Origin of the sequence: Cyanobium sp. BA20m-p-22, assembly GCF_024346275.1 — a bacterium.
Taxonomy (GTDB): Bacteria; Cyanobacteriota; Cyanobacteriia; order PCC-6307; family Cyanobiaceae; genus Cyanobium_A.
The window spans coordinates 1-17,210 of record NZ_JAGQCQ010000035.1; the positions used below are offsets into that span (position 1 = coordinate 1).

Consider the following 17,210-nt stretch of genomic DNA (forward strand, 5'->3'; position numbering starts at 1 on the left):
GAGGAGGCATTATTGAGGCTCATTGATAATTCTTCGGGCGAACAGGCGGTTAACCTTGCGCGCCGCAAAGCGGTCGAAGTTTTGGGCCGGCTTGGGGTTCAACGGGCCATCCCCAGCATTGGGCGTTGCCTAAGGAGCAATGATCACTATCTCGTTGAAAATGCCGCCTGGGCCCTTCTTCAGCTCAATTGCCAGGATGTTGAACTCCATCAGGAGATGTGCCTGCTACTCAATGATCCAACCCAGAGCCGCAGGGTTCTTATTCAGGCTCTTGCCGGGTTAGAAGTGCACACGGCCTTGCCCGTGCTTCAATCGCTGCAAGATGAGGCGAATCCAGGGGTTCGAGGGGCTGCTTTAGCCGGGGTTGCACAGCTTAGTGGCGATAGTAGTCGCCTTAAAGAGTTGGAAGACCACCTGACCCTGCCGAACCAAATGGACCGGCAGTCGGCAATTCAGGATTTAATTGACTGTCGAGCTACATATCTATTGCCCTCGATCCTCAAGGCGCCCGTGTCCCCTGTGTTCAGGTTGCGCGCTCTGCGGACACTCTGGCCGGGCCAAGACAAAGCACACGCTGGCCTCGACCTGCTTACTTGTTTGGATTCGCTTATGTGGGATCAGCCAGAAGTTTTGGTCTTGGCGCACTGTTACGACACTGAACCCACCACGTTATTTTTATTTGAGGAATTTTTTGGTACTGACTTTAGCCGTTGCTACCTAGCATTGTCCACATTGAAGCATAGGCGAGCAGAGGAGCTCTGGCCTACTTTCTGGAAGCGATGGCAGGAGGATGCTTATAATGATTATGGTGCACACTATTTCTTCATTCAGCTTCTTGGCAGTGTGGACGACTGGCCTTCCGCTGCCACCTCCACTATTGAGTTGCTTCTGCTGGAAGCCATGAACAGCAAGCGACCGCAATTCAGCAAGTCAAAAGTGGCTGCTTGTCTGACACTGAAAAAGCATTTTCCTGATATATGGTGCAAAAGTGTACAGCAGCTTTTGTCTTCCGATCTCACAGCAAGCTGGGAGCTGCGATACGCTGCATTGATGGGCCTTGGTTCAATTGATTTTGGGAATAACCATGAAATATTTCTGCTCTTAAAGAACGATTTATCCGTTCAGGATCCTGATCCTTTTGTAGATCGTAGACGTCAATTGCTAATTTCCGAAAACCGTGTCTGAAAGGAACCACGCTCAGCCCAGTAGCGTTGAATTTCCAAGCCTTTGGGCCTCGGCACAGCTGCTTCAGCTCTCAGGATCTTGAATGTCCGGCGAGGCCCCATGGGCCAGTTTCCAATTGCTCTTACGGATCGCACGTGCCCATCAAGCATGTTTAGGCAGGCTTCAAAACGCTCAAGCTGACTATGGTCAATGGTCTCAAAAATAAAGTCTTGGCCTTGACAAACTAGGTGCTGCGAGCGAATCCAGCTCCGGAATTGCTGGATAGCTGGACTGTCAGCTTGCATGCTCTTTTGTCTATCCAATGTGCTCAGGTTGATCCCCCTGATCATTCGTTAGGTTTCTCCACTCAGCTGCTACTTCATTCTCATAGCTAGCTATTCGTTTAAATCGAAGCGCTCCATGTTCGGAGCCCCATTGTAAAGCATCTGTGGCTGGATCAAAGCCCTGATCTCTACTAATCCAGTTTTCGTGATCAACTAATACCTCACTCACTAGATAGGTAGGCCGCCCATCGCGAGGTACTAGGCATTTTTGACCAGGCTCTACCAATCCGCTGAAGCAACCCTGTGTCGTTTCGTGGAAATGCATCGCACAACCACAGCGCTGTTTAAGGCGTTTAATATTAATGAGCTTGAGGAGTTCAGGCGTGAAGCCTGCCCCCGCTAATCGAATCGGTTCGTCGAATCCATAATTTTCAACAATTTGCACCTTCTCAGTTGAGATCAGTCGATGTACGCCTTGCCTGTAGGGTCGCCAAGGGTCGTGCCCATAGCTCTGCTCAGAGTAAAAGCCAGGGCCTTGAAATACTCCCCATGGCAGAGGGCGGAAATAGATGTTAATATGTGCAAAATTTACTGGGTCGTGTTGAGATTGAGCAGAATTGCTGTAATGGCCAGCCAGTATTTTTGAAAATCTCAGGGCATTATTTGGCACGGCGATTACTGTTAGCTGAAGGAATCTAATCGGCGGATTTCAGATGCGAAGGAGGTTTGCAGTATCCCTGAACCTGCTGAAGTTCGTAGCACTGACGAGCGGCAGCGTACATTCTCAGATACGAACCAGATCCTTTCCTCTGCAATGGATTGGCCGTATTGGGTACTTAGTATAAAAGTGTCATCTTCTAAAAATGTGTAGTTTGAGGCTGCCTGCTCGGCTTCTGCGTATCCAACACTTCGCAGCAAGATTCCGTTTCGATTATCAGTTGGTATTGGAACTAGAATGCATGATCCTGCTGTTATTGCGCTGGGGTCATCTGGTTCCCAGTCGCTTTCGGCATTCCATTCCATTCTAAAAGGATGAACAGGTTTTGCATCGCGTATTGTGCAATCCTTGAGTAGATTAAGAACCAATGGATCTTGGGGCTCAATTGACTCTATCAAGACTGAACTGCGAACATCCTCAAATTGCTGAAAAGCAAGAGAATGCCCACTTCGCATTGATCGCCAGCGGCCCAGGCTACGAGCTACAAAGGATTCCAGCTGCATTAAATATGCTCAGGCCTTACTACTGTAGGTGGTCCTTCCACTTGGGAGACGGCCTCCCTGCACCATGTGTACCCATGTATCGATCATCATGTTGATCGCAGGCTGGGGCTCATCAGTGCTTTGATTGGCTGGAAGCAATGGTGCTTGCCGATAGTTTGTGTTTTTTGAGATCATTGATAACAAGAGTACTGTTCGTCAATTGTGGCAATTGGGCGGAGACATGAATGCAATATCCGCCCAAATTCTTCTGCTATTTTAGCTGGTTTCTATTTAGGATTCTGTCACTGAGGCAATGCTGCCCCCACGCCGATGGATTGATTGAATAACTGATGAGAGTGAGCTGTATGGCGCACTACTGGTCTGCACCACTCGCCGGTTTTGTCCAACAGGCTTAGATGATGTCCATCGAATTGTATAACGCTGGCCATTGCGGTCTCCTGGCCCTGGAGTTCTTTGAGCAGCCCTGGGGCTTGAATTGGTGGCTATGCTAAACAGTAACTGTGATTGCTTATCACCATCAAAGCCTGCGAATCCAGAGGCTAATGCAAGTGTTCTGTTGTAAGTAATGTTCGAGTTGCCACCTATGCTTGTCGCTCCTCGATTATAGGGGACTGTATCAAAGCCGTAGATTTCTAGATATTCAGCTCCATATATATAGCTGTTGATTTCGGCTTCATATCCCTTTGTGGCCAGGATTTGAACATGCTCGCTCAGTTCAGCTTGATTTCGGGGAGCTCGACCTAAGAGATGCTTGAAGTTAAGCTCAACAAAACGATAGGGGCCATTTGCCTCAAAAAAGAGACGCCGATAGCTATCAGAAAGGGCCAGGGCATTGATCAGCCCCTGCACTGTGAGATCGCCGTTGATGAACAGACTCTCGGCCGAGAGTGAGCGCTCATCATCAAAAAGGTGTGCATTGCCAAATACCTGGCGGTAGGCTGCCTTCAGCTGGGCTTGGGCTTCCGACTGGCGTAAATCCGAATTGGGACGGGCAAGAGTTTTGATATCCATGGCTTTTAAGTTGGCTTGTGAGAGGGAGATAAGAAGTGTATTTTTGGCCTGAAAAGATAAGGCAGTGTTTTCTAGGTGATTTCGGTCACAGAAATGATCCGGCCTCCGCGTCTATGGATGTATCCCAGTTGGCTGGTAATATCACTGCCGCTTACTACGTAACTGGCGTTCGGGTTGCGTTGGCGGCCGCCTGCAGGCTGGGCATTCACCACAATACGGAACCGCTTGGATGTGGGATCAGCTGAGCCAGAGGCCGCAGCAAGCCTGTTAATCCGTACTGTTGTATTTGTCCAGTTTGTAGGCGCAGATCTTGTTGCTACTGAATTCAGCAGGCTTGATGCACATTGAATGGTGTCACTGGCTGCATAGCCTTGAACTAGTGCTATATGGCGATTAAAGGAAACCTGTTCGCGGCCATTCTCAGTCGCCACACGCAGATAGGGAACAGTATTCTCGCCGAAGGTATTCTGATACTCTTCACTATCAACGTAGCTGTTGATTTCTGCGTCATAGCCATGTATGGCTAGCCTTTGTAGATGCTCACTCATCTCAGCCTGAGTCGCTGGCGCACGGCCCAGAATATGTTTGAAATTCAGCTCAACAAAACGGTAGGGAGCATTTGTTTCGAAAAAGCGCCGGCGATAGTCTGCAGAGAGTCCAACAGCTCTTATAAATTCGCGGGTGCTAAGCCTTCCCTCGGTAAACTGGCTTTCTGCGGTTAAGTTGCGTTCGCTCTCCATCACATGGGGATTGCCCAACACTTGGCGGTACACCGAGCGGATCAGCGCAGTAATCTGATCTGCGGAATCGCCGTTGCAGCGCTCGAACACCTCCTGCTGGCGCTGACCAAGCCCAAAGCCAACGTAGAGATCACCACGCAACGGTGTCGAGTCGCCTCCGTCTGCACTGTTCCGCTTCACAGGTTCTAGCATGCCAGCCGAACCAGTCGCCGTTCTACCCATCTGACCAAGGGAACTGGATCGGTACACCTGGGCAGGCACCTTTATTGAGAGCCTGTAGCCGCTAACTAGATTCCCTAACAGCTGACTTTTGGTCCCTACGGCTGTGTCGCTACCAGCGAAGTTCTGCTCAAGTGCTGCGATCCGGTTGAACGCTGCTTGAGGCTGGCCTACTGGAGAGTTCCAGCTTGTTGGGTATGGAACAGTTTCCTCGCCAAATGACTTTAGATACTCATCGGAATCAAGATAGCTATTGATCTCGCCTGTGAAACCACTTGTGGCGATCAGTGTTACATGGCTAGCAACCTCTGCTTGATTCTGGGGGGGGCGTCCCAGCAAATGCTTGAAGTTAAGCTCAACTGCTCGATGCGGAGATACGGAATCAAAGAAGCGTGAGCGATAAAAACTGGATTGGGCCAATCTTCGTACGAATTCTCGTACGTTTATGTCGCCATTGCGTAATCTAGATTCTGCACTGAGTAGGCGCTCGCTTTCCATCGGCTGAACATTGCCGAATACCTGCCTGTATGCAGCTCTTACTGCGATGGTAAAAGCAGCATTGTCGTTTGCGGTGAATGCTGACGGTGTATTTAGTAGTTGCTGGTTGCGAAATAGATCTTCACTTGTGGCAGTTTCTGTGTTATCAGTTCTTTGGCGAGAAAATTTCGCTGGTGCTTCAAGAAGCTGAGTGGCTCCGAAGTCAAGCGACTTGCTTTGATTTGCTGTCATGGGAAGACGGGATTAGTGGACTTGATTTGTTGAGTGGATTGTATGTTGCTAGATGTTTTTCAGGCATCTAATCTCTTCGATTCTCGCTGGCTTGGTAACTTGCTTGATGAGTAGGGCTGGTTGGAGCAATGGATCAACTCAGGGGTGTGATGCTTGCGATCTTGCCACCCTCGCGGTGAATAAGTTGATACTGCTCTGATAGCTTGTTGAAGGGGACAAAGTATACTCTGTTTGATTTCCTATAGCGTGATGTGGGGCGCACATTGTTGGCTCTATAACCTGTCACTTCAACTCGATAGACTTTGCCTGTTTCGCCTGCGAGTACACCTATCCGTGTAACGGGATCTGTCAGGTTGGCGGCTGGGCGGAAGCTCCAGCCTTGGGAATCTTGTGATGAGGGAGCTACCACTGGAAGAGGGCGGTTCTGATAAGCAGCACCGCCAAGACGGCTCCTGATTCCAGCTAGGTTGCCTTTTAGGCTGCTGCTGCTATTTCCACGCAGCAACTGGAACGACCAGGTGAACTCTTGGAGCGTTGTACAGGATTCCGTTTTCCAACCACGCTGATATGGAACTGTCCACTCACCAAAGGTGTTCTGATACTCGTCAGAATCTAAGAAGCTGTCGATGTCTGCTTCGTAACCACTTGTATCTAGTCGTTCGGCATGGCCACGCATTTCCTCAAAGTCTGCTGGGGCACGGCCGAGTAGGTGGCGAAATGCTAGTTCGATATAGCGGTAGCGCGTGCATGAGTCAAAAAAGCGGGTGCTGTATAGATCGCTTTTGGCGATGCGTCGTACCAGTTCTCTAACGCTGATCTCGCCAAGCTTGAATTGTGACTCTGCAACTACTTGTCTTTCGCTTTCCATTACGTAGGCATTCCCAAGCACCTGTCTATAAACTGCTCGGACTATTTCCTCTTTTGATTGGTCGTCGTCTCCCGGAACTAGCTCTCGTGGTGCCTCGCATTCTTGCGAGAAGCTTTCCACACCCAGGATGGAGGCGGGGCCAAAGGGCATGACTGAAACTGCAATACTCCCCAATTATCCCTGTCTTTTATTTCCATTTCCCGGCAGCTTGACAAAGCTCAATCTTTTGTTTCAATTGCTACGCTTTTTCTGCCGGTGCCAGCGCGCTAACCGGGCTGCATTGTCGATTTCAGTAGCGATTCCAGTGTCGCCCGGGTCGCTTGCCTAGTGAGTGGGTTCCAGCAATCCAGTTCGATGTGCGAGCGAGTTAGTAGATTTGCTAGCTGTAACTTGTCCATACCCGTAGCCTGACTGAAGTCAGCGCCCTGAATACTTTCCGACCCTTCCAGGATTGCCTCTGTTAAATCAGCAGCCCTAAAGTCTGCCTGCTGCAACTGACTGCCGGTAAATCGTGTGCCCACGCAGCGACAGCCTTGCATCTTCGCAAACCTTAAGTCGGCACCTACAAAACGTGCTCCATCCAATACTGCACCGCTTAGGTCACACCCGCTTAGGTAGGCACCCATAAAGTTGGTGTTTCTAAGGTCCATTCCCCGGAGATCTGCACCATTTAAAAAAGCCCCATTAAGGGCTGCTCCTGGACCCACTGCTCCTGACTTTTCCAGATTAAAACCAATGGGTACTCGAGTCTTTTTATCATAACGGGCAAGTGTTAAATTGCATCCTTCTAGTTGGCAGGCAGTTAGGTCTGTGCCTCTTATGTCCGTACGACAAAGGTTTGCCTCCCGTAGATCAAGTGGCTGGAGAATACGGTTGACCCAATTGGCCCCTCGCGCGTCTATGGGTAGATGCTGTGATGAAACAGGTTTGCAATCTTCAGGAGCCCTCCATTGGCTGGGGTCTTCGGGTAACAAGTAGGCTTGGTGCTTATGATTCATTATTCAGACAGGATGTTATCCATTGGTATTTTAGTGCAACTCTGTTTTTTTTTAGCTTGCTTCGGCTATGGGGCGTTGGGTTTGCTCAGCTTTTTGGCATTAGTGAATCGCTTGGTTGCAGGGCGTTAACTAGGTTATCGAAGGCTCTGTTTAGGCAGTCTATCTCGCGAAGATGGCCAGAAGCTTCAAGGATAAGTGTAGTCAGTTTACGCATTTGGGCTAAAGCGTACATCATCGCTGGAACTGGTACTTTCATTTCTTTGTATAATAACCGCAATGCAGCCATTCCGGCGGTGTCTGTTATCTCTGCGCAATCGCATGCCACTCCGTAGATGACTACTCGTAGAAATTGTTGGCAATCTCGCCAGCAGGCTTCTGCTCTTTTCTCCGGGTATAGCTCCCCACCTGGCAGTATCAGATTAGGTTGTTGGTCTAGCAATTTTCGCCTTGCCGCATCAGTTACATTGATTGTCTCAGCAATCAGTAGGCTAACGGCATGCTCTGAGGTATTGCAACAGACGCATACCTTTTTCAATTCATCGACGTTTAGAGGCTGTTTTGAGGTATCCGCATTTGCTATCAACCCTCTCACTTCATTGGGGAGGCTGTTGCGCTTTGTTATGCCGCATACTTGTGCTGCCTTGGCAAGTTCGCTTATTCTTAGTTGTCGCTGAGCTTCTATCGTCAGGTTCACGATCCCACAGGAGTAGCAGTAAGCCAGCCATGCCTCTCCAAGTGGAACGCCCAGATGGCTGCTCCACCTAGGCCTGGACAATGTTCCGATGCGAGATTAACAAGTTGTTCTGACACACCGAGGCTTTTGAGCAGATATTTTGCTTGGGCCGTTCCTTCAACCTGGGCAGAACGTATTGCCGCTCCAACTACCCAGGTCAGATTGGTTTCCGACAGTTCACCGCCATTATTTTCGCATGCAAGCAGAAGATTGCTATAGCCAGGATGCTTGGCGCTATGGGATTTCCAAAGGTCAATGTCGTCAATTCTGAGGTCTATGCGCAAGCGGGCCTCGCCTGTTCCGTACTGAAGCTCCTGCTCCTCGCCGGCTTGTTTAATTAAATCTTTTATGCTTAAATTTTCTTTGGGCAGCATGATGGGTTTTCTTTTGCATGGTGTTAGTTGCCCCGGGCTCTATATCTATCTTGCCGTGTGCTCGGGAGTGCTTAAATTTTTGTGGCTATCATCCTGATGCGGATTTGGGCTAAGGCCAAGGCTGTTCGTTTGTGTTTTTAATCAATAAAAATAGCCCCCCGCTAATGGGGAGGCTTTTGTTGCAATTTGGCAAGAAGCTTAATCAAACAAGCGCGTTGATTGCGTAGTCGAGATAATTGTTTGCTTCTGTCGCTGCTTCGCCGGCAAGGCCATGGTTTGCCTTGATATAGTTAAGAGCTTCCACGTACCAAGAGGGGGAGAGCTCAAAAGCGCGATTGATCTCATCAATTCCGGCAATCAGGTACTCATCCATGGGGCCGGTCCCACCAGCTACGAGGCAGTAGGTGACCATGCGGAGGTAGTAACCGATGTCACGGGAGCACTTTGCCTTGCCGCGGGCGTCAGCGGCATAGTTTGCACCCTGCATCTGGGTGGTGTAAGGGAATTTATTGTAAACGGCTTGGGCGGCTCCGTTTACTAGGTTGTCTGCGTTCGCTGTCAGGCCCTTAGCCGCTGCAAGAGCATTTTTGGCGCGGTCAAAGCGACCAAAAGCAGAGTTGAGTTCAGTATTGGAGAGGAAGCGACCCTGGGAATCAGCGGTGGCGACGGCTTCGGTAAGGGGAGTCTTCATGGGAAGGGGGGATAGGTTGGATTGACTTTTTTAGTGAGCTGATCAGCCGACGGCTGCCGCAGCGCGGTCGAAGTAGGTGCCGATTTCGCTGATTAAAGCGGAGCAGTCCCCCTGGGTGATGCCGTTGCGGTCGTTGGCAATTGCAATGGCGGCGGCCTTCATTTTGCGAACGCCTTCAGCAACGGAAGCGCCAGGCACGCCGAGGGCCAGATAGGTTTCCCGAAGGCCGTTGAGGCAGCGGTCTTCCAGTACGGATGCATCGCCGTTGAAAACGGCGTAGGTGATGTAACGGAGAATGATGTCCATGTCGCGCAGGCACGCAGCCATGCGCCGGCTGGTGTAGGCGTTCCCTCCAGGAGCTGTAAGCGCCGGCTGAGCCTCAAAAAGATCGCGCGCCGCATTGGTAACGATCTTTGAAGCGTTTGAGGTGATGCGGTTCACAGCATCCATACGCTTGTTGCTCTCGGCAACCATCGCGGCAAGCGCGTCGATCTGACCGGCGTTGATGAATTCGCCACGGGCGTCGGCCTGGGCTACAACCTTGGTGAAGGCGTCGAACATTGGGAAGCTCCTAGTCGCGACGAAGAGTCGGCAGGGTGGATAAGTTGCCAGGCTGGCCAGGGCACAGGAGCTACGCATTGCCCCATGTGGGCAGGGCGCAGCTATCTGGCTGTTGTCAACTTGGTGCAACCATTGTCGGCAAGAAGCCAGCCCAGCCACGATCCGCGTAACAAACAGTCACCGCCAGCGTCGCTCCTGAGGCGCCCATCAAAAGCCCCCGCCTGCAGAGGCGAGGGCTGGGTTAGCGCTGCGTCGGTGCCCTGGGCGCTGGAGAGTTTTTCGTGTAGCGGGTTTGTTCATTGTGGCCGTTTTTCTCAGCCGGGAGCCTTTGCCGCTTTGGAAACTGTTTTCTTGCGCGCATGTAGGGCAGATGCCGAGGCGGCATCCAGGTCGCCACCACTGACGGCCACTCCGGTGATCTTGCCGCCCATGCCCTGCACCATGCGCATGGTTTCGTTCATGCGGGTGTAGGGCACATTCATGGCTATGTCCGCCGTGCGGGAATAGTCATTGTTGGCGAGGGAGGTGACGGTGAGTGTGACCTGTCTGCCGTTGTTGAAGCTGGTGACTCGGGTGCCTGCTGAAAGCTTCATAGATGAGGGATGGTTAGGGGATTGCCATGACGTACTGGTTGCCGAGGTCTGCCCGTAAAACGCCCTGAGCCAGGGACAATCTATCGTTTGTCTGTGGCGGTTAACAAACCTTCATTTTTGCGATAATTTGGTTCAACGCCTTACTCACAGGTAAGCAGCGTTGGCGAGAGTCATGGGCGTGGGGGCCGAGGGAGAAAGGCGGAGCTGGTTGCCAGCTGGCTGGGCTGGGGCAGCCGGCTGGGGGCTAGGGCAGTGGGGGAGAAATCTCAACCCAAAGCTGCAATCGGGATCCTTTTGGTCTGTTTTGTCAGGATCCCAAGGTTTTCGGAATCGTTACAAACCATGGGCCCTGGGGGCTGGGTCCGAGCTTCCCCCTTGGCGTCTGGCGGTGGCGCCGATACCATCCGGCCATCCCACCGCCAATCAGCATGGCTGTTGAGCTGTCGGTCACAGATTGCACCCAGCGGCTGGCCGCTCAGTTGCGGGCCCTCTCCGAAGTCACCGAAACCCTGACCGTCAGGTTGCTCGAGCTGGAGGAGCGGCTCCTGGCCCAGGAATCGAAGCTGGAGCCCCTGATGGCGGAAGACACCGAGTTCAGGATGGCGGATACGGAAGATCGCCTTGCCCGATTGGAGGGTTTGCTCAGCGACGGCTCGCTCCCGGGCGCGCACATGGGCAAGGATCGGTTTCGAGCGGTTCGCGAGCTGCGGCCCGGGCTGGCTGCAGAAGAGATCCAGCAGGAAAGCTTCCTGGAGGTTGGATCCCAAGAGGTTGGTTTCCAGGAGGAAGGATTCCTACAGGATGACTTCCAGGAGCAGCCTTTCCTCGATGAGCTGAGTGCCTGAGTTGAGCGACTGCGTGGAGCTTCAGCGTCCCAGTTGGTCTGCCCAGCTGGACGGGATCTCGTTGCTGTAGTCGTCGGTGCGGGCGAATTCAAATGGCCCCGCCAGGGACCCCCAAAGATGTTCATGGGTTTGGGGGTCGTGGCCTCGGTCGATAGTGCGCATGCCTGTGGGATTCAGTTCCAGCCGGCTGACCAGATAGGAGGTGGCACCTTTGCGTTCCACCAGGCAGCGGCAGCCTGGCTCCACTTCGCCAATGAAACCTTCGCTCTCTTCTTGCACCAGATAGGCACAGCCCTGCAGCGGCCGCAGGTCGGAGGCCTGAATCTGACTGCGGCGTTCGGGGTCGTCGACCGCGCCCCAGAAGCGCTGGTCGTCTATCAGGGCCTGGTTGTGAATGATCAATTGGCCGGCCTGGCGCTCCGCCCGCAGCACCCGGATCCGATAGGGCGCAGCCGGGTTGATCGCGTAACTCTGCTCGAGCAGCAGGGAACCTGGCTCCAACTGGGCTAAGGGGCGGAACTTGACCAGGATGTGGGCGTAGAGGGGCGGATTCTCAAAGGCCTGATCCTGGTTGCTGAAGCCGCCGCTCAGCATCCGTACCAATCGCTCCAGGGAGCTCTCCATCACGCCCGCCCGACCAGGTTCTGCGGAATTGAAGCTACAGGCTCGACCGCGTCAGTCCCAACAGCCGCAGCCGGAACCCAGCCACCTGGCGGGCCAGCTCCGGTTCGTTGGCAAGGAAGGGATGGTCAGCGAGCTGTTGGAGCATCAGCTCCACCTTTGTAGCGGGATCCAGGCCATGGTGGGGATCTCGCTTCTCGTGCTGGATCCAGGCCTCATCGAAGGTCTGGGCAAAGCTGTCGGCGTTATTGAACACCCTGTTGGGCTGTTCTGAAGACTCGCGCATGGGGTTGGGGCAGCCTCCAGGCCTAGGGAAGCATTCTTGAGTTCCTAATGCCAGGACCCAGATTTGAACTGGGGACACGGCGATTTTCAGTCGCCTGCTCTACCAACTGAGCTATCCCGGCCCACCGCCTCGGCGGCCCATGGATCTTAGATCACGGGCTCGCCTGGGGGTTTTCCCCAGGCAGACCATTCCTGCCACCAGCCAGCCCCGCTCGCCCAGGGCGGCGGCGGCGGCGCAGGCGGTGGCACCGGTGGTGAGAATGTCGTCGATCAGGAGCACCGGGCGCCGTTGGCCCGCCAGCGGTGAGGAGCAGCGAAATGCTCCGGCCTGGTTGGCCCAGCGCAATTCGCGGCCCAGGTGGTGCTGGCCGAGCACGGGCCGGCTCCGCAGCAGCAGGGGCTCCTGGCGCCAGTCAAGTTGCCAGGTAAGGCACCTGCTCAGCAGAGCCGGCAGGGGGTTGCCCTGGCGCTTCCAGCTGGGAATCGGCACCAGCAGGGGGGGCTGGGTCCAGGGCTCCCGGCGCAGGCCTGCGACCAGCTCCTGGATCAGGGCTCCGACCAGCGGGGGTTTGGGACAGGTGCGCAGGTGCAGCAGCTGGCGACGCAACAGGCCCCCGTAGAGCCCCGCAGCCCACCAGGTCAGGGGGGCCGAGCCCTTGAGCCCCCCCTGGGGCAACTCGGCCACCAGTTCGGCCTGCAGGCTGGGGGGCTGGGCGATCCAGTGCAGGGGCAGCAGTTTGAGGATTGCCATGGCCAGAGGGGGTAGCCCTTTCAGGCTTCCCACAACTGGCCAGCTCAGCCTGGTAAGGCCCGCAGCATGGCCACCAGGGTGCGGTGGGCATCCTCGCTGTCGCTGAGGCTGTGGTCGAAGGGCACCGTGACGGTGGCGCCATCCACCTGGAGATCCATCGCCTCGGGTCTGACGCTGAGCATGCTGGCCTGCTCAGCGGCGCTGATGCCGCCGTAGTGGCGGGCGAAGGCCAGCACCGCTTCGGCATGGTCGTCGTTCATGTGTCTGCAGATCCGATCACTGACGGCGGAGCTGAGGGGGTCGGCGGCCATGGCGCGGAGCTGGGGAGGTTGGTTTGGATTCTGGTTCAACCAGCCCCGAACCGCTGCCAGAGCAGCAGGCCGAGGCGGATGGCGCTGAAGCCCACGTAGCCGGCCAGCACTACAAAGAGCCCCATGGCGATCACGGAGCGCAGGCGTTCATTCATCGCTGCTGAGGGCGGATGCTGCCAGTCTGGCCATGCCGAGGGCGGCGCAGAGGCCAGGACGATTCAGCACCGGAACCCCAAGGCTCTGCTGCCGCAGGCGACGCCATTGGGGATTCCGGGCCCCACCTCCCAGGCTGATCACCCTCTCCAGTGGTGGGGCGCCAGCCTGGCGCAGCCGCTGCCAGCCCTCCCGTTCGATGGCCGTGAGTCCCTCCAGCAGGGCTTGGAGGTAACGGGCATCGCTGATCGGTCGAGGTTCCAGCAGCGGCTCCAGGCCTGGGTCGTCAACGGGAAAGCGTTCCCCCCGGGCCGGCAGGGGGCGGAGCCGCAGGCCCGTGGGCTGTCTGGGGTCAATCTGGCGGCTGAGTTCGCCAATCTGCTGATCACTGAAGAAGCGCCGCAGGATGCCAGCTCCGGCATTGGAGGCACCCCCCACCAGCCAGCGCCCCCCCACCCGATGGCAGCTGATGCCAGGCCCCTGGATCGGCCCCGGGCTGAACTGCTTCAACACCAGGGTGGTGCCCAGCACGGTGATGCCCTCGCCGGCGGCGGGAGCCGCTGCCAGCACCCCTGCGTTGGCATCCGTAGTGCCCGCCACCACCCGGCAGTGGCGGGGTAGCCCCAGCCGCTCCGCCAGCTTGGGCGCCATGCTGCCGAGCACCGCGCCACTGGCGCATATCTCCGGCAGGGCTGGGCCCCAGCACTGCTGAGCAATCGATCCGCTCCAGGCCTGGCGTTGGAGGTTCCAGCCCAAGCGCAGGTTGTTGCCCTCTTCCCCCCAGCGCCAGTCGCCCAGCAGCCACCCCATCAGCCAGTCGGCCTGATGGCGCCATAACCAGGGCCCAGTCTCGCCGCCCAGATCGGCCTGGGCGAGAAGGTGCAGGCCCCGGGCCAGGCTGCCGCTGGCACTGGTGGCTGGCCCGGATCCTGCGAGGGCGGCAGCAGCCTCGGCCTGATCGCCGCAGGCCCGGTGATAGGGGAGGGCCAGCCCCAAGCTGCCGGGGCCCGGTTCCCCTGTGGGGCGGCAGAGCAGCAGGGTGCCGGAGGTGCCGGCAACGGCGACGGCGCCAATGCGGATTCGGCTTGCGGCGGGCAGCCTGGCGCAGAGGGCCTCAAATCCGCTGGCCCAGCCAAGGGGATCTTCCAGCCCGTTGGGGTACGGGCTGGCTTCCGTGAGCAGTTGGGGCCCATGGCTAGCCACCAGGGCAATCCGCAGGCCGCTGCTGCCCAGATCCACCCCCAGGGCGAGTGCTGTTTTCACCCGCCGGGCTGGGGCTGGGAACTCAGGCGGCTACCTGGGCTGCGGTGGCCTGCTTGAGCGTGGCGGCGATGGTAGTCACGTCCTCCCAGGGCAGGTCGAGGTCGCTGCGGCCGAAGTGGCCGTAGGCGGCTACGTCCTGGTAGAAGCGGCCCCCCCTCTGCTGGGGGAGGGTGCGCAGGCCGAAGGTTTCAATGATGGCGCCTGGACGCAGGTCGAAGTGCTCATGCACCAGGGCAGTGAGATCGGCGTTGCTGAGGGCGCCCGTGCCAAAGCTCTCCACCAGAATGCTCACGGGCCTGGCCACGCCGATGGCGTAGCTCAGTTGCACTTCCACTTTGCTGGCCAGGTCTGCGGCCACTAGGGCCTTGGCCACATAGCGGGCGGCGTAGGCAGCAGAGCGATCCACCTTGGTGGGATCCTTGCCGGAGAAGGCGCCGCCGCCATGGCGGGCGTAGCCGCCGTAGGTGTCGACGATGATCTTGCGGCCCGTCAGGCCGGCATCACCCTGGGGGCCGCCCACCACAAACTTGCCGGTGGGGTTCACCAGGAAGCGGGTGTCTGCCTGGGAGGGCTTGAGGGCCAGATCGGCGGTGGCGGGCTCCACCACATGGGTCCAGAGGTCGGTAGCGATGCGCTCGCGTATCGCCTTCTCTTCAGAAATTCCATCAATCTCCGCGGTGTGTTGGGTGGAGATCAGGATCGTGTCAATCGCCACCGGGCGATCGTCTTCGTAGACGACGCTCACCTGGGTCTTGCCGTCTGGCAGCAGATAACCCAGGCTGCCGTTGTGGCGCACCTCCGCCAGGCGCCGAGCCAGGCGGTGGGCCAGGCTGATCGGCAAGGGCATCAGCTCGGGGGTCTCATTGCAGGCAAAGCCAAACATGATCCCCTGATCTCCCGCACCGATCAGATCCAGGGGATCGCCGTCGTGGTCGTCGGCCTCATTCACCCCCTGGGCGATGTCCGGCGACTGTTGATCCAGGGCCACCAGCACGGCACAGCTGTGGGCGTCGAAGCCGCCGGCGCGGGCACCGGCATAGCCGATCTGGTTGATCACCCCCCGCACCAGGGTGTTGAAGTCGACCCTGGCCGTGGTGGTGACTTCGCCGGTGATCAGGCAGAGGCCCGTATTAACAACGGTTTCGCAGGCCACCCGGGAGGCCGGGTCCTGGGCCAGCAGGGCATCGAGCACCGCATCGCTCACCTGGTCACAGATTTTGTCGGGGTGCCCTTCGGTTACCGACTCGGAGGTGAAGACGTAGCGGCTCATGCGGCCTAGGTCAAATCTCAGCCCAGCCTATGCGCCGCTGACTCTTACTTCAAGCTCACTCCAGTGATTCAGACAGGGGAAGCAGGGATCGAGGGGAGGGGGCGAGCTCCAGCCGGCGGTGTAGCCGATCACCACGGGCACTCCGGCCTGCTTTGCCATCCGCAGATCGCTGTTGGCATCTCCGATCAGGGCACAGCGGTTGGGCGGTACCCCCAGGCTTGCGCAAAGGGCGTGCACGGCTGCGGGGTCGGGCTTGTGGGGGGTGTGATCGGCGCTCCAGTGCCCCTGGAACTGACAGGTGAGGTTTGCGCTGGCCAGAAATGCTGCGATGCCAGCCCCATCGTCGTTGCTGATCACGGCACAGGCCACCGCTGCTCTGCCAAGGGCCTCCACCAGTCGATGGAGGCCGGGGGTGGCGATCGGCCGTCGCTGGCTGCCCTGGCCATGCAGGCCATCGGTGGCGGTGAACACGCTTTCGCCCAACGCCAGGGCTTCGGGCCAGCCCAGCCCCACCTGGGCCAGGGCCGTGGCGGTGGAGATCAGGTTGTGCTGGCGGGAGCCCACGGCCGTGGCTCCGGCCGGATCGATCGCCTGCTCGCCCAATCCATAGGCTCGGCCGAGGAGCTCGACCAGTTCATCCCCTCTGACGGCGGCAAGCTCGGGATGGCCCTGGGCCAACAGCTGGCTGGCAACTGAAACCCTGGCTGAGGCCAGGGCATGGAGCATGGGCTCGCTGATTGAAAGGGTGCCGTCCTTGTCAAACAGCACCGCTTCGATCTGGTGGGGGATGCCCCTGTCGTCTGCAAGGGTCTGGCCCCGCAGGAGCAATTGTGCCATTGGAAACTGCGGCGATTGGGCGCCCTCAGTCCAGGGTGACCCCCATGGGCTCGTTGTCTTCGGCCTGCTCAAGCAGCATCTGCTTGTAGCGGGCAGCCATCTCCTCGGCCTTCTCGAACACCTTCTGGGGATCGGTGAGCATGTCGCCGGGCTCGGGCTCGAGGGCCTTGGTCGAGAGGGAGATCCGGCCCCGCTCGGCGTCGAGGTCGATGATCATCACCTTCATTTGGTCGTTCACATTCAGCACCGTGTGAGGTGTCTCGATGTGCTCGTGGCTGATTTCAGAGATGTGCAGCAGGCCGCTGACGCCGCCGATGTCGATGAAGGCGCCGTAGGGCTTGATACCGCGAACGGTGCCGAGTACCACCTCGCCGACCTCGAGCCGATTCATCTTGCGTTCAACCAGGGCGCGGCGATGGCTCAGCACCAGGCGGTTGCGCTCCTCATCCACCTCCAGAAACTTGAGCGGCAGGAAGTCGGCCACCAGTTCTTCCTTGGCCTTGCGGGTGCTGATGTGGCTGCCGGGAATGAAGCCGCGCAGGCCTTCAACCCGCACCAGGGCGCCGCCGCGGTTGGTGGCGAACACCTCGCTGTAGATGGTGGCGTCTTCTTTTTGCAGCTGACGCACCCGCTCCCAGGCGCGCTGGTATTCAATGCGGCGGATCGAAAGCGAGAGCTGGCCGTCTTC

General features: G+C 57.0%; 21 protein-coding genes and 1 tRNA gene. 2 read left to right on the plus strand and 20 right to left on the minus strand.

Annotated elements, in window-relative coordinates; all coding sequences use genetic code 11:
• A partial coding sequence (locus KBZ15_RS04790; protein ID WP_255013804.1) for a HEAT repeat domain-containing protein occupies nucleotides 1-1,185 on the plus strand: 1,185 nt, incomplete at its 5' end.
• Nucleotides 1,186-1,479: 294 nt separating this feature from the next.
• Here KBZ15_RS04790 and KBZ15_RS04800 read toward each other — a convergent pair.
• The 11 genes from KBZ15_RS04800 to KBZ15_RS04850 all read right to left on the minus strand — a co-directional run bounded on the left by KBZ15_RS04800 (nucleotide 1,480) and on the right by KBZ15_RS04850 (nucleotide 10,186).
• On the minus strand, nucleotides 1,480-2,118 hold the full coding sequence (locus KBZ15_RS04800; RefSeq protein WP_255013807.1) for a chromophore lyase CpcT/CpeT: 639 nt from the start codon (nucleotides 2,116-2,118) through the stop codon (nucleotides 1,480-1,482).
• An 11-nt stretch (nucleotides 2,119-2,129) separates the two neighbouring features.
• Nucleotides 2,130-2,669 carry a phycobiliprotein lyase gene (locus tag KBZ15_RS04805; protein ID WP_255013809.1) on the minus strand — a complete coding sequence of 180 codons (540 nt, stop codon included), beginning with the start codon at nucleotides 2,667-2,669 and terminating at the stop codon, nucleotides 2,130-2,132.
• Between the two features lie 270 nt (nucleotides 2,670-2,939).
• A complete protein-coding gene (locus tag KBZ15_RS04810; RefSeq protein WP_255013810.1) occupies nucleotides 2,940-3,680 on the minus strand; it encodes a phycobilisome rod-core linker polypeptide in 741 nt (246 codons plus the stop codon).
• Between the two features lie 71 nt (nucleotides 3,681-3,751).
• Nucleotides 3,752-5,368: a phycobilisome rod-core linker polypeptide gene (locus KBZ15_RS04815; protein ID WP_255013812.1), complete on the minus strand. Its 1,617-nt coding sequence runs from the start codon at nucleotides 5,366-5,368 to the stop codon at nucleotides 3,752-3,754.
• Nucleotides 5,369-5,501: 133 nt separating this feature from the next.
• Nucleotides 5,502-6,386 (minus strand): phycobilisome linker polypeptide, encoded by an 885-nt coding sequence (locus tag KBZ15_RS04820; protein WP_255013813.1) that lies wholly within the window; start codon nucleotides 6,384-6,386, stop codon nucleotides 5,502-5,504.
• Between the two features lie 116 nt (nucleotides 6,387-6,502).
• Entirely contained in the window at nucleotides 6,503-7,234 is a 732-nt protein-coding gene (locus KBZ15_RS04825; protein ID WP_255013815.1) for a pentapeptide repeat-containing protein, read from the minus strand.
• Between the two features lie 85 nt (nucleotides 7,235-7,319).
• Nucleotides 7,320-7,928, minus strand: coding sequence for a phycobilisome polypeptide (locus tag KBZ15_RS04830; protein WP_255013817.1), 609 nt, complete (start codon nucleotides 7,926-7,928; stop codon nucleotides 7,320-7,322).
• Nucleotides 7,925-8,341: a hypothetical protein gene (locus KBZ15_RS04835; protein WP_255013819.1), complete on the minus strand. Its 417-nt coding sequence runs from the start codon at nucleotides 8,339-8,341 to the stop codon at nucleotides 7,925-7,927. Before KBZ15_RS04835 ends, KBZ15_RS04830 begins: the two co-directional genes overlap by 4 nt.
• A 202-nt stretch (nucleotides 8,342-8,543) precedes the next feature.
• The gene (gene cpcA, locus KBZ15_RS04840; RefSeq protein ID WP_255013821.1) at nucleotides 8,544-9,032 is read right to left on the minus strand and encodes a phycocyanin subunit alpha; all 489 of its coding nucleotides are present in this window, start codon (nucleotides 9,030-9,032) and stop codon (nucleotides 8,544-8,546) included.
• A gap of 42 nt (nucleotides 9,033-9,074) precedes the next feature.
• Complete coding sequence (locus KBZ15_RS04845) at nucleotides 9,075-9,593, minus strand: phycocyanin subunit beta (RefSeq protein ID WP_197148067.1); 519 nt, start codon at nucleotides 9,591-9,593, stop codon at nucleotides 9,075-9,077.
• A gap of 314 nt (nucleotides 9,594-9,907) precedes the next feature.
• Nucleotides 9,908-10,186 (minus strand): phycobilisome linker polypeptide, encoded by a 279-nt coding sequence (locus KBZ15_RS04850; RefSeq protein WP_255013822.1) that lies wholly within the window; start codon nucleotides 10,184-10,186, stop codon nucleotides 9,908-9,910.
• 428 nt (nucleotides 10,187-10,614) lie between these two features.
• Between KBZ15_RS04850 and KBZ15_RS04855 the strand changes: the two genes are divergently transcribed.
• Nucleotides 10,615-11,031 (plus strand): hypothetical protein, encoded by a 417-nt coding sequence (locus KBZ15_RS04855; protein ID WP_255013824.1) that lies wholly within the window; start codon nucleotides 10,615-10,617, stop codon nucleotides 11,029-11,031.
• Between the two features lie 21 nt (nucleotides 11,032-11,052).
• Here KBZ15_RS04855 and KBZ15_RS04860 read toward each other — a convergent pair whose 3' ends face one another.
• The 9 genes from KBZ15_RS04860 to KBZ15_RS04900 form a co-directional block, all read right to left on the minus strand.
• Nucleotides 11,053-11,655 (minus strand): chromophore lyase CpcT/CpeT, encoded by a 603-nt coding sequence (locus KBZ15_RS04860; protein WP_255013825.1) that lies wholly within the window; start codon nucleotides 11,653-11,655, stop codon nucleotides 11,053-11,055.
• A 34-nt stretch (nucleotides 11,656-11,689) separates the two neighbouring features.
• On the minus strand, nucleotides 11,690-11,938 hold the full coding sequence (locus KBZ15_RS04865; protein WP_255013827.1) for a hypothetical protein: 249 nt from the start codon (nucleotides 11,936-11,938) through the stop codon (nucleotides 11,690-11,692).
• Nucleotides 11,939-11,986: 48 nt separating this feature from the next.
• Nucleotides 11,987-12,059 (minus strand) — tRNA-Phe (locus tag KBZ15_RS04870).
• Nucleotides 12,050-12,688 (minus strand): ComF family protein, encoded by a 639-nt coding sequence (locus KBZ15_RS04875; protein ID WP_255013828.1) that lies wholly within the window; start codon nucleotides 12,686-12,688, stop codon nucleotides 12,050-12,052. The genes KBZ15_RS04870 and KBZ15_RS04875 overlap by 10 nt, the downstream gene beginning before the upstream one ends.
• Nucleotides 12,689-12,732: 44 nt before the next feature.
• Entirely contained in the window at nucleotides 12,733-12,999 is a 267-nt protein-coding gene (locus tag KBZ15_RS04880) for a DUF2470 domain-containing protein (protein ID WP_254930447.1), read from the minus strand.
• A 147-nt stretch (nucleotides 13,000-13,146) separates the two neighbouring features.
• Nucleotides 13,147-14,415 (minus strand): FGGY-family carbohydrate kinase, encoded by a 1,269-nt coding sequence (locus KBZ15_RS04885; RefSeq protein ID WP_255013829.1) that lies wholly within the window; start codon nucleotides 14,413-14,415, stop codon nucleotides 13,147-13,149.
• 22 nt (nucleotides 14,416-14,437) lie between these two features.
• Nucleotides 14,438-15,685 carry a methionine adenosyltransferase gene (metK, locus tag KBZ15_RS04890; protein WP_255013831.1) on the minus strand — a complete coding sequence of 416 codons (1,248 nt, stop codon included), beginning with the start codon at nucleotides 15,683-15,685 and terminating at the stop codon, nucleotides 14,438-14,440.
• Nucleotides 15,686-15,712: 27 nt separating this feature from the next.
• On the minus strand, nucleotides 15,713-16,522 hold the full coding sequence (locus KBZ15_RS04895; protein ID WP_255013832.1) for an HAD family hydrolase: 810 nt from the start codon (nucleotides 16,520-16,522) through the stop codon (nucleotides 15,713-15,715).
• A 25-nt stretch (nucleotides 16,523-16,547) separates the two neighbouring features.
• Nucleotides 16,548-17,210: S1 RNA-binding domain-containing protein (locus tag KBZ15_RS04900; RefSeq protein ID WP_255013834.1), on the minus strand; the 663-nt coding region annotated here is incomplete at its 5' end.

Coding starts and splice junctions, on each gene's coding strand:
- KBZ15_RS04805 (WP_255013809.1), bottom strand. CDS start 2,669: ATGCAGCTGGAATCCTTTGTAGCTCGTAGCCTGGGCCGCTGGCGATCA.
- KBZ15_RS04810 (WP_255013810.1), bottom strand. CDS start 3,680: ATGGATATCAAAACTCTTGCCCGTCCCAATTCGGATTTACGCCAGTCG.
- KBZ15_RS04815 (WP_255013812.1), bottom strand. CDS start 5,368: ATGACAGCAAATCAAAGCAAGTCGCTTGACTTCGGAGCCACTCAGCTT.
- KBZ15_RS04820 (WP_255013813.1), bottom strand. CDS start 6,386: ATGCCCTTTGGCCCCGCCTCCATCCTGGGTGTGGAAAGCTTCTCGCAA.
- KBZ15_RS04825 (WP_255013815.1), bottom strand. CDS start 7,234: ATGAATCATAAGCACCAAGCCTACTTGTTACCCGAAGACCCCAGCCAA.
- KBZ15_RS04835 (WP_255013819.1), bottom strand. CDS start 8,341: ATGCTGCCCAAAGAAAATTTAAGCATAAAAGATTTAATTAAACAAGCC.
- cpcA (WP_255013821.1), bottom strand. CDS start 9,032: ATGAAGACTCCCCTTACCGAAGCCGTCGCCACCGCTGATTCCCAGGGT.
- KBZ15_RS04845 (WP_197148067.1), bottom strand. CDS start 9,593: ATGTTCGACGCCTTCACCAAGGTTGTAGCCCAGGCCGACGCCCGTGGC.
- KBZ15_RS04850 (WP_255013822.1), bottom strand. CDS start 10,186: ATGAAGCTTTCAGCAGGCACCCGAGTCACCAGCTTCAACAACGGCAGA.
- KBZ15_RS04855 (WP_255013824.1), top strand. CDS start 10,615: ATGGCTGTTGAGCTGTCGGTCACAGATTGCACCCAGCGGCTGGCCGCT.
- KBZ15_RS04860 (WP_255013825.1), bottom strand. CDS start 11,655: ATGGAGAGCTCCCTGGAGCGATTGGTACGGATGCTGAGCGGCGGCTTC.
- KBZ15_RS04865 (WP_255013827.1), bottom strand. CDS start 11,938: ATGCGCGAGTCTTCAGAACAGCCCAACAGGGTGTTCAATAACGCCGAC.
- KBZ15_RS04875 (WP_255013828.1), bottom strand. CDS start 12,688: ATGGCAATCCTCAAACTGCTGCCCCTGCACTGGATCGCCCAGCCCCCC.
- KBZ15_RS04880 (WP_254930447.1), bottom strand. CDS start 12,999: ATGGCCGCCGACCCCCTCAGCTCCGCCGTCAGTGATCGGATCTGCAGA.
- metK (WP_255013831.1), bottom strand. CDS start 15,685: ATGAGCCGCTACGTCTTCACCTCCGAGTCGGTAACCGAAGGGCACCCC.
- KBZ15_RS04895 (WP_255013832.1), bottom strand. CDS start 16,522: ATGGCACAATTGCTCCTGCGGGGCCAGACCCTTGCAGACGACAGGGGC.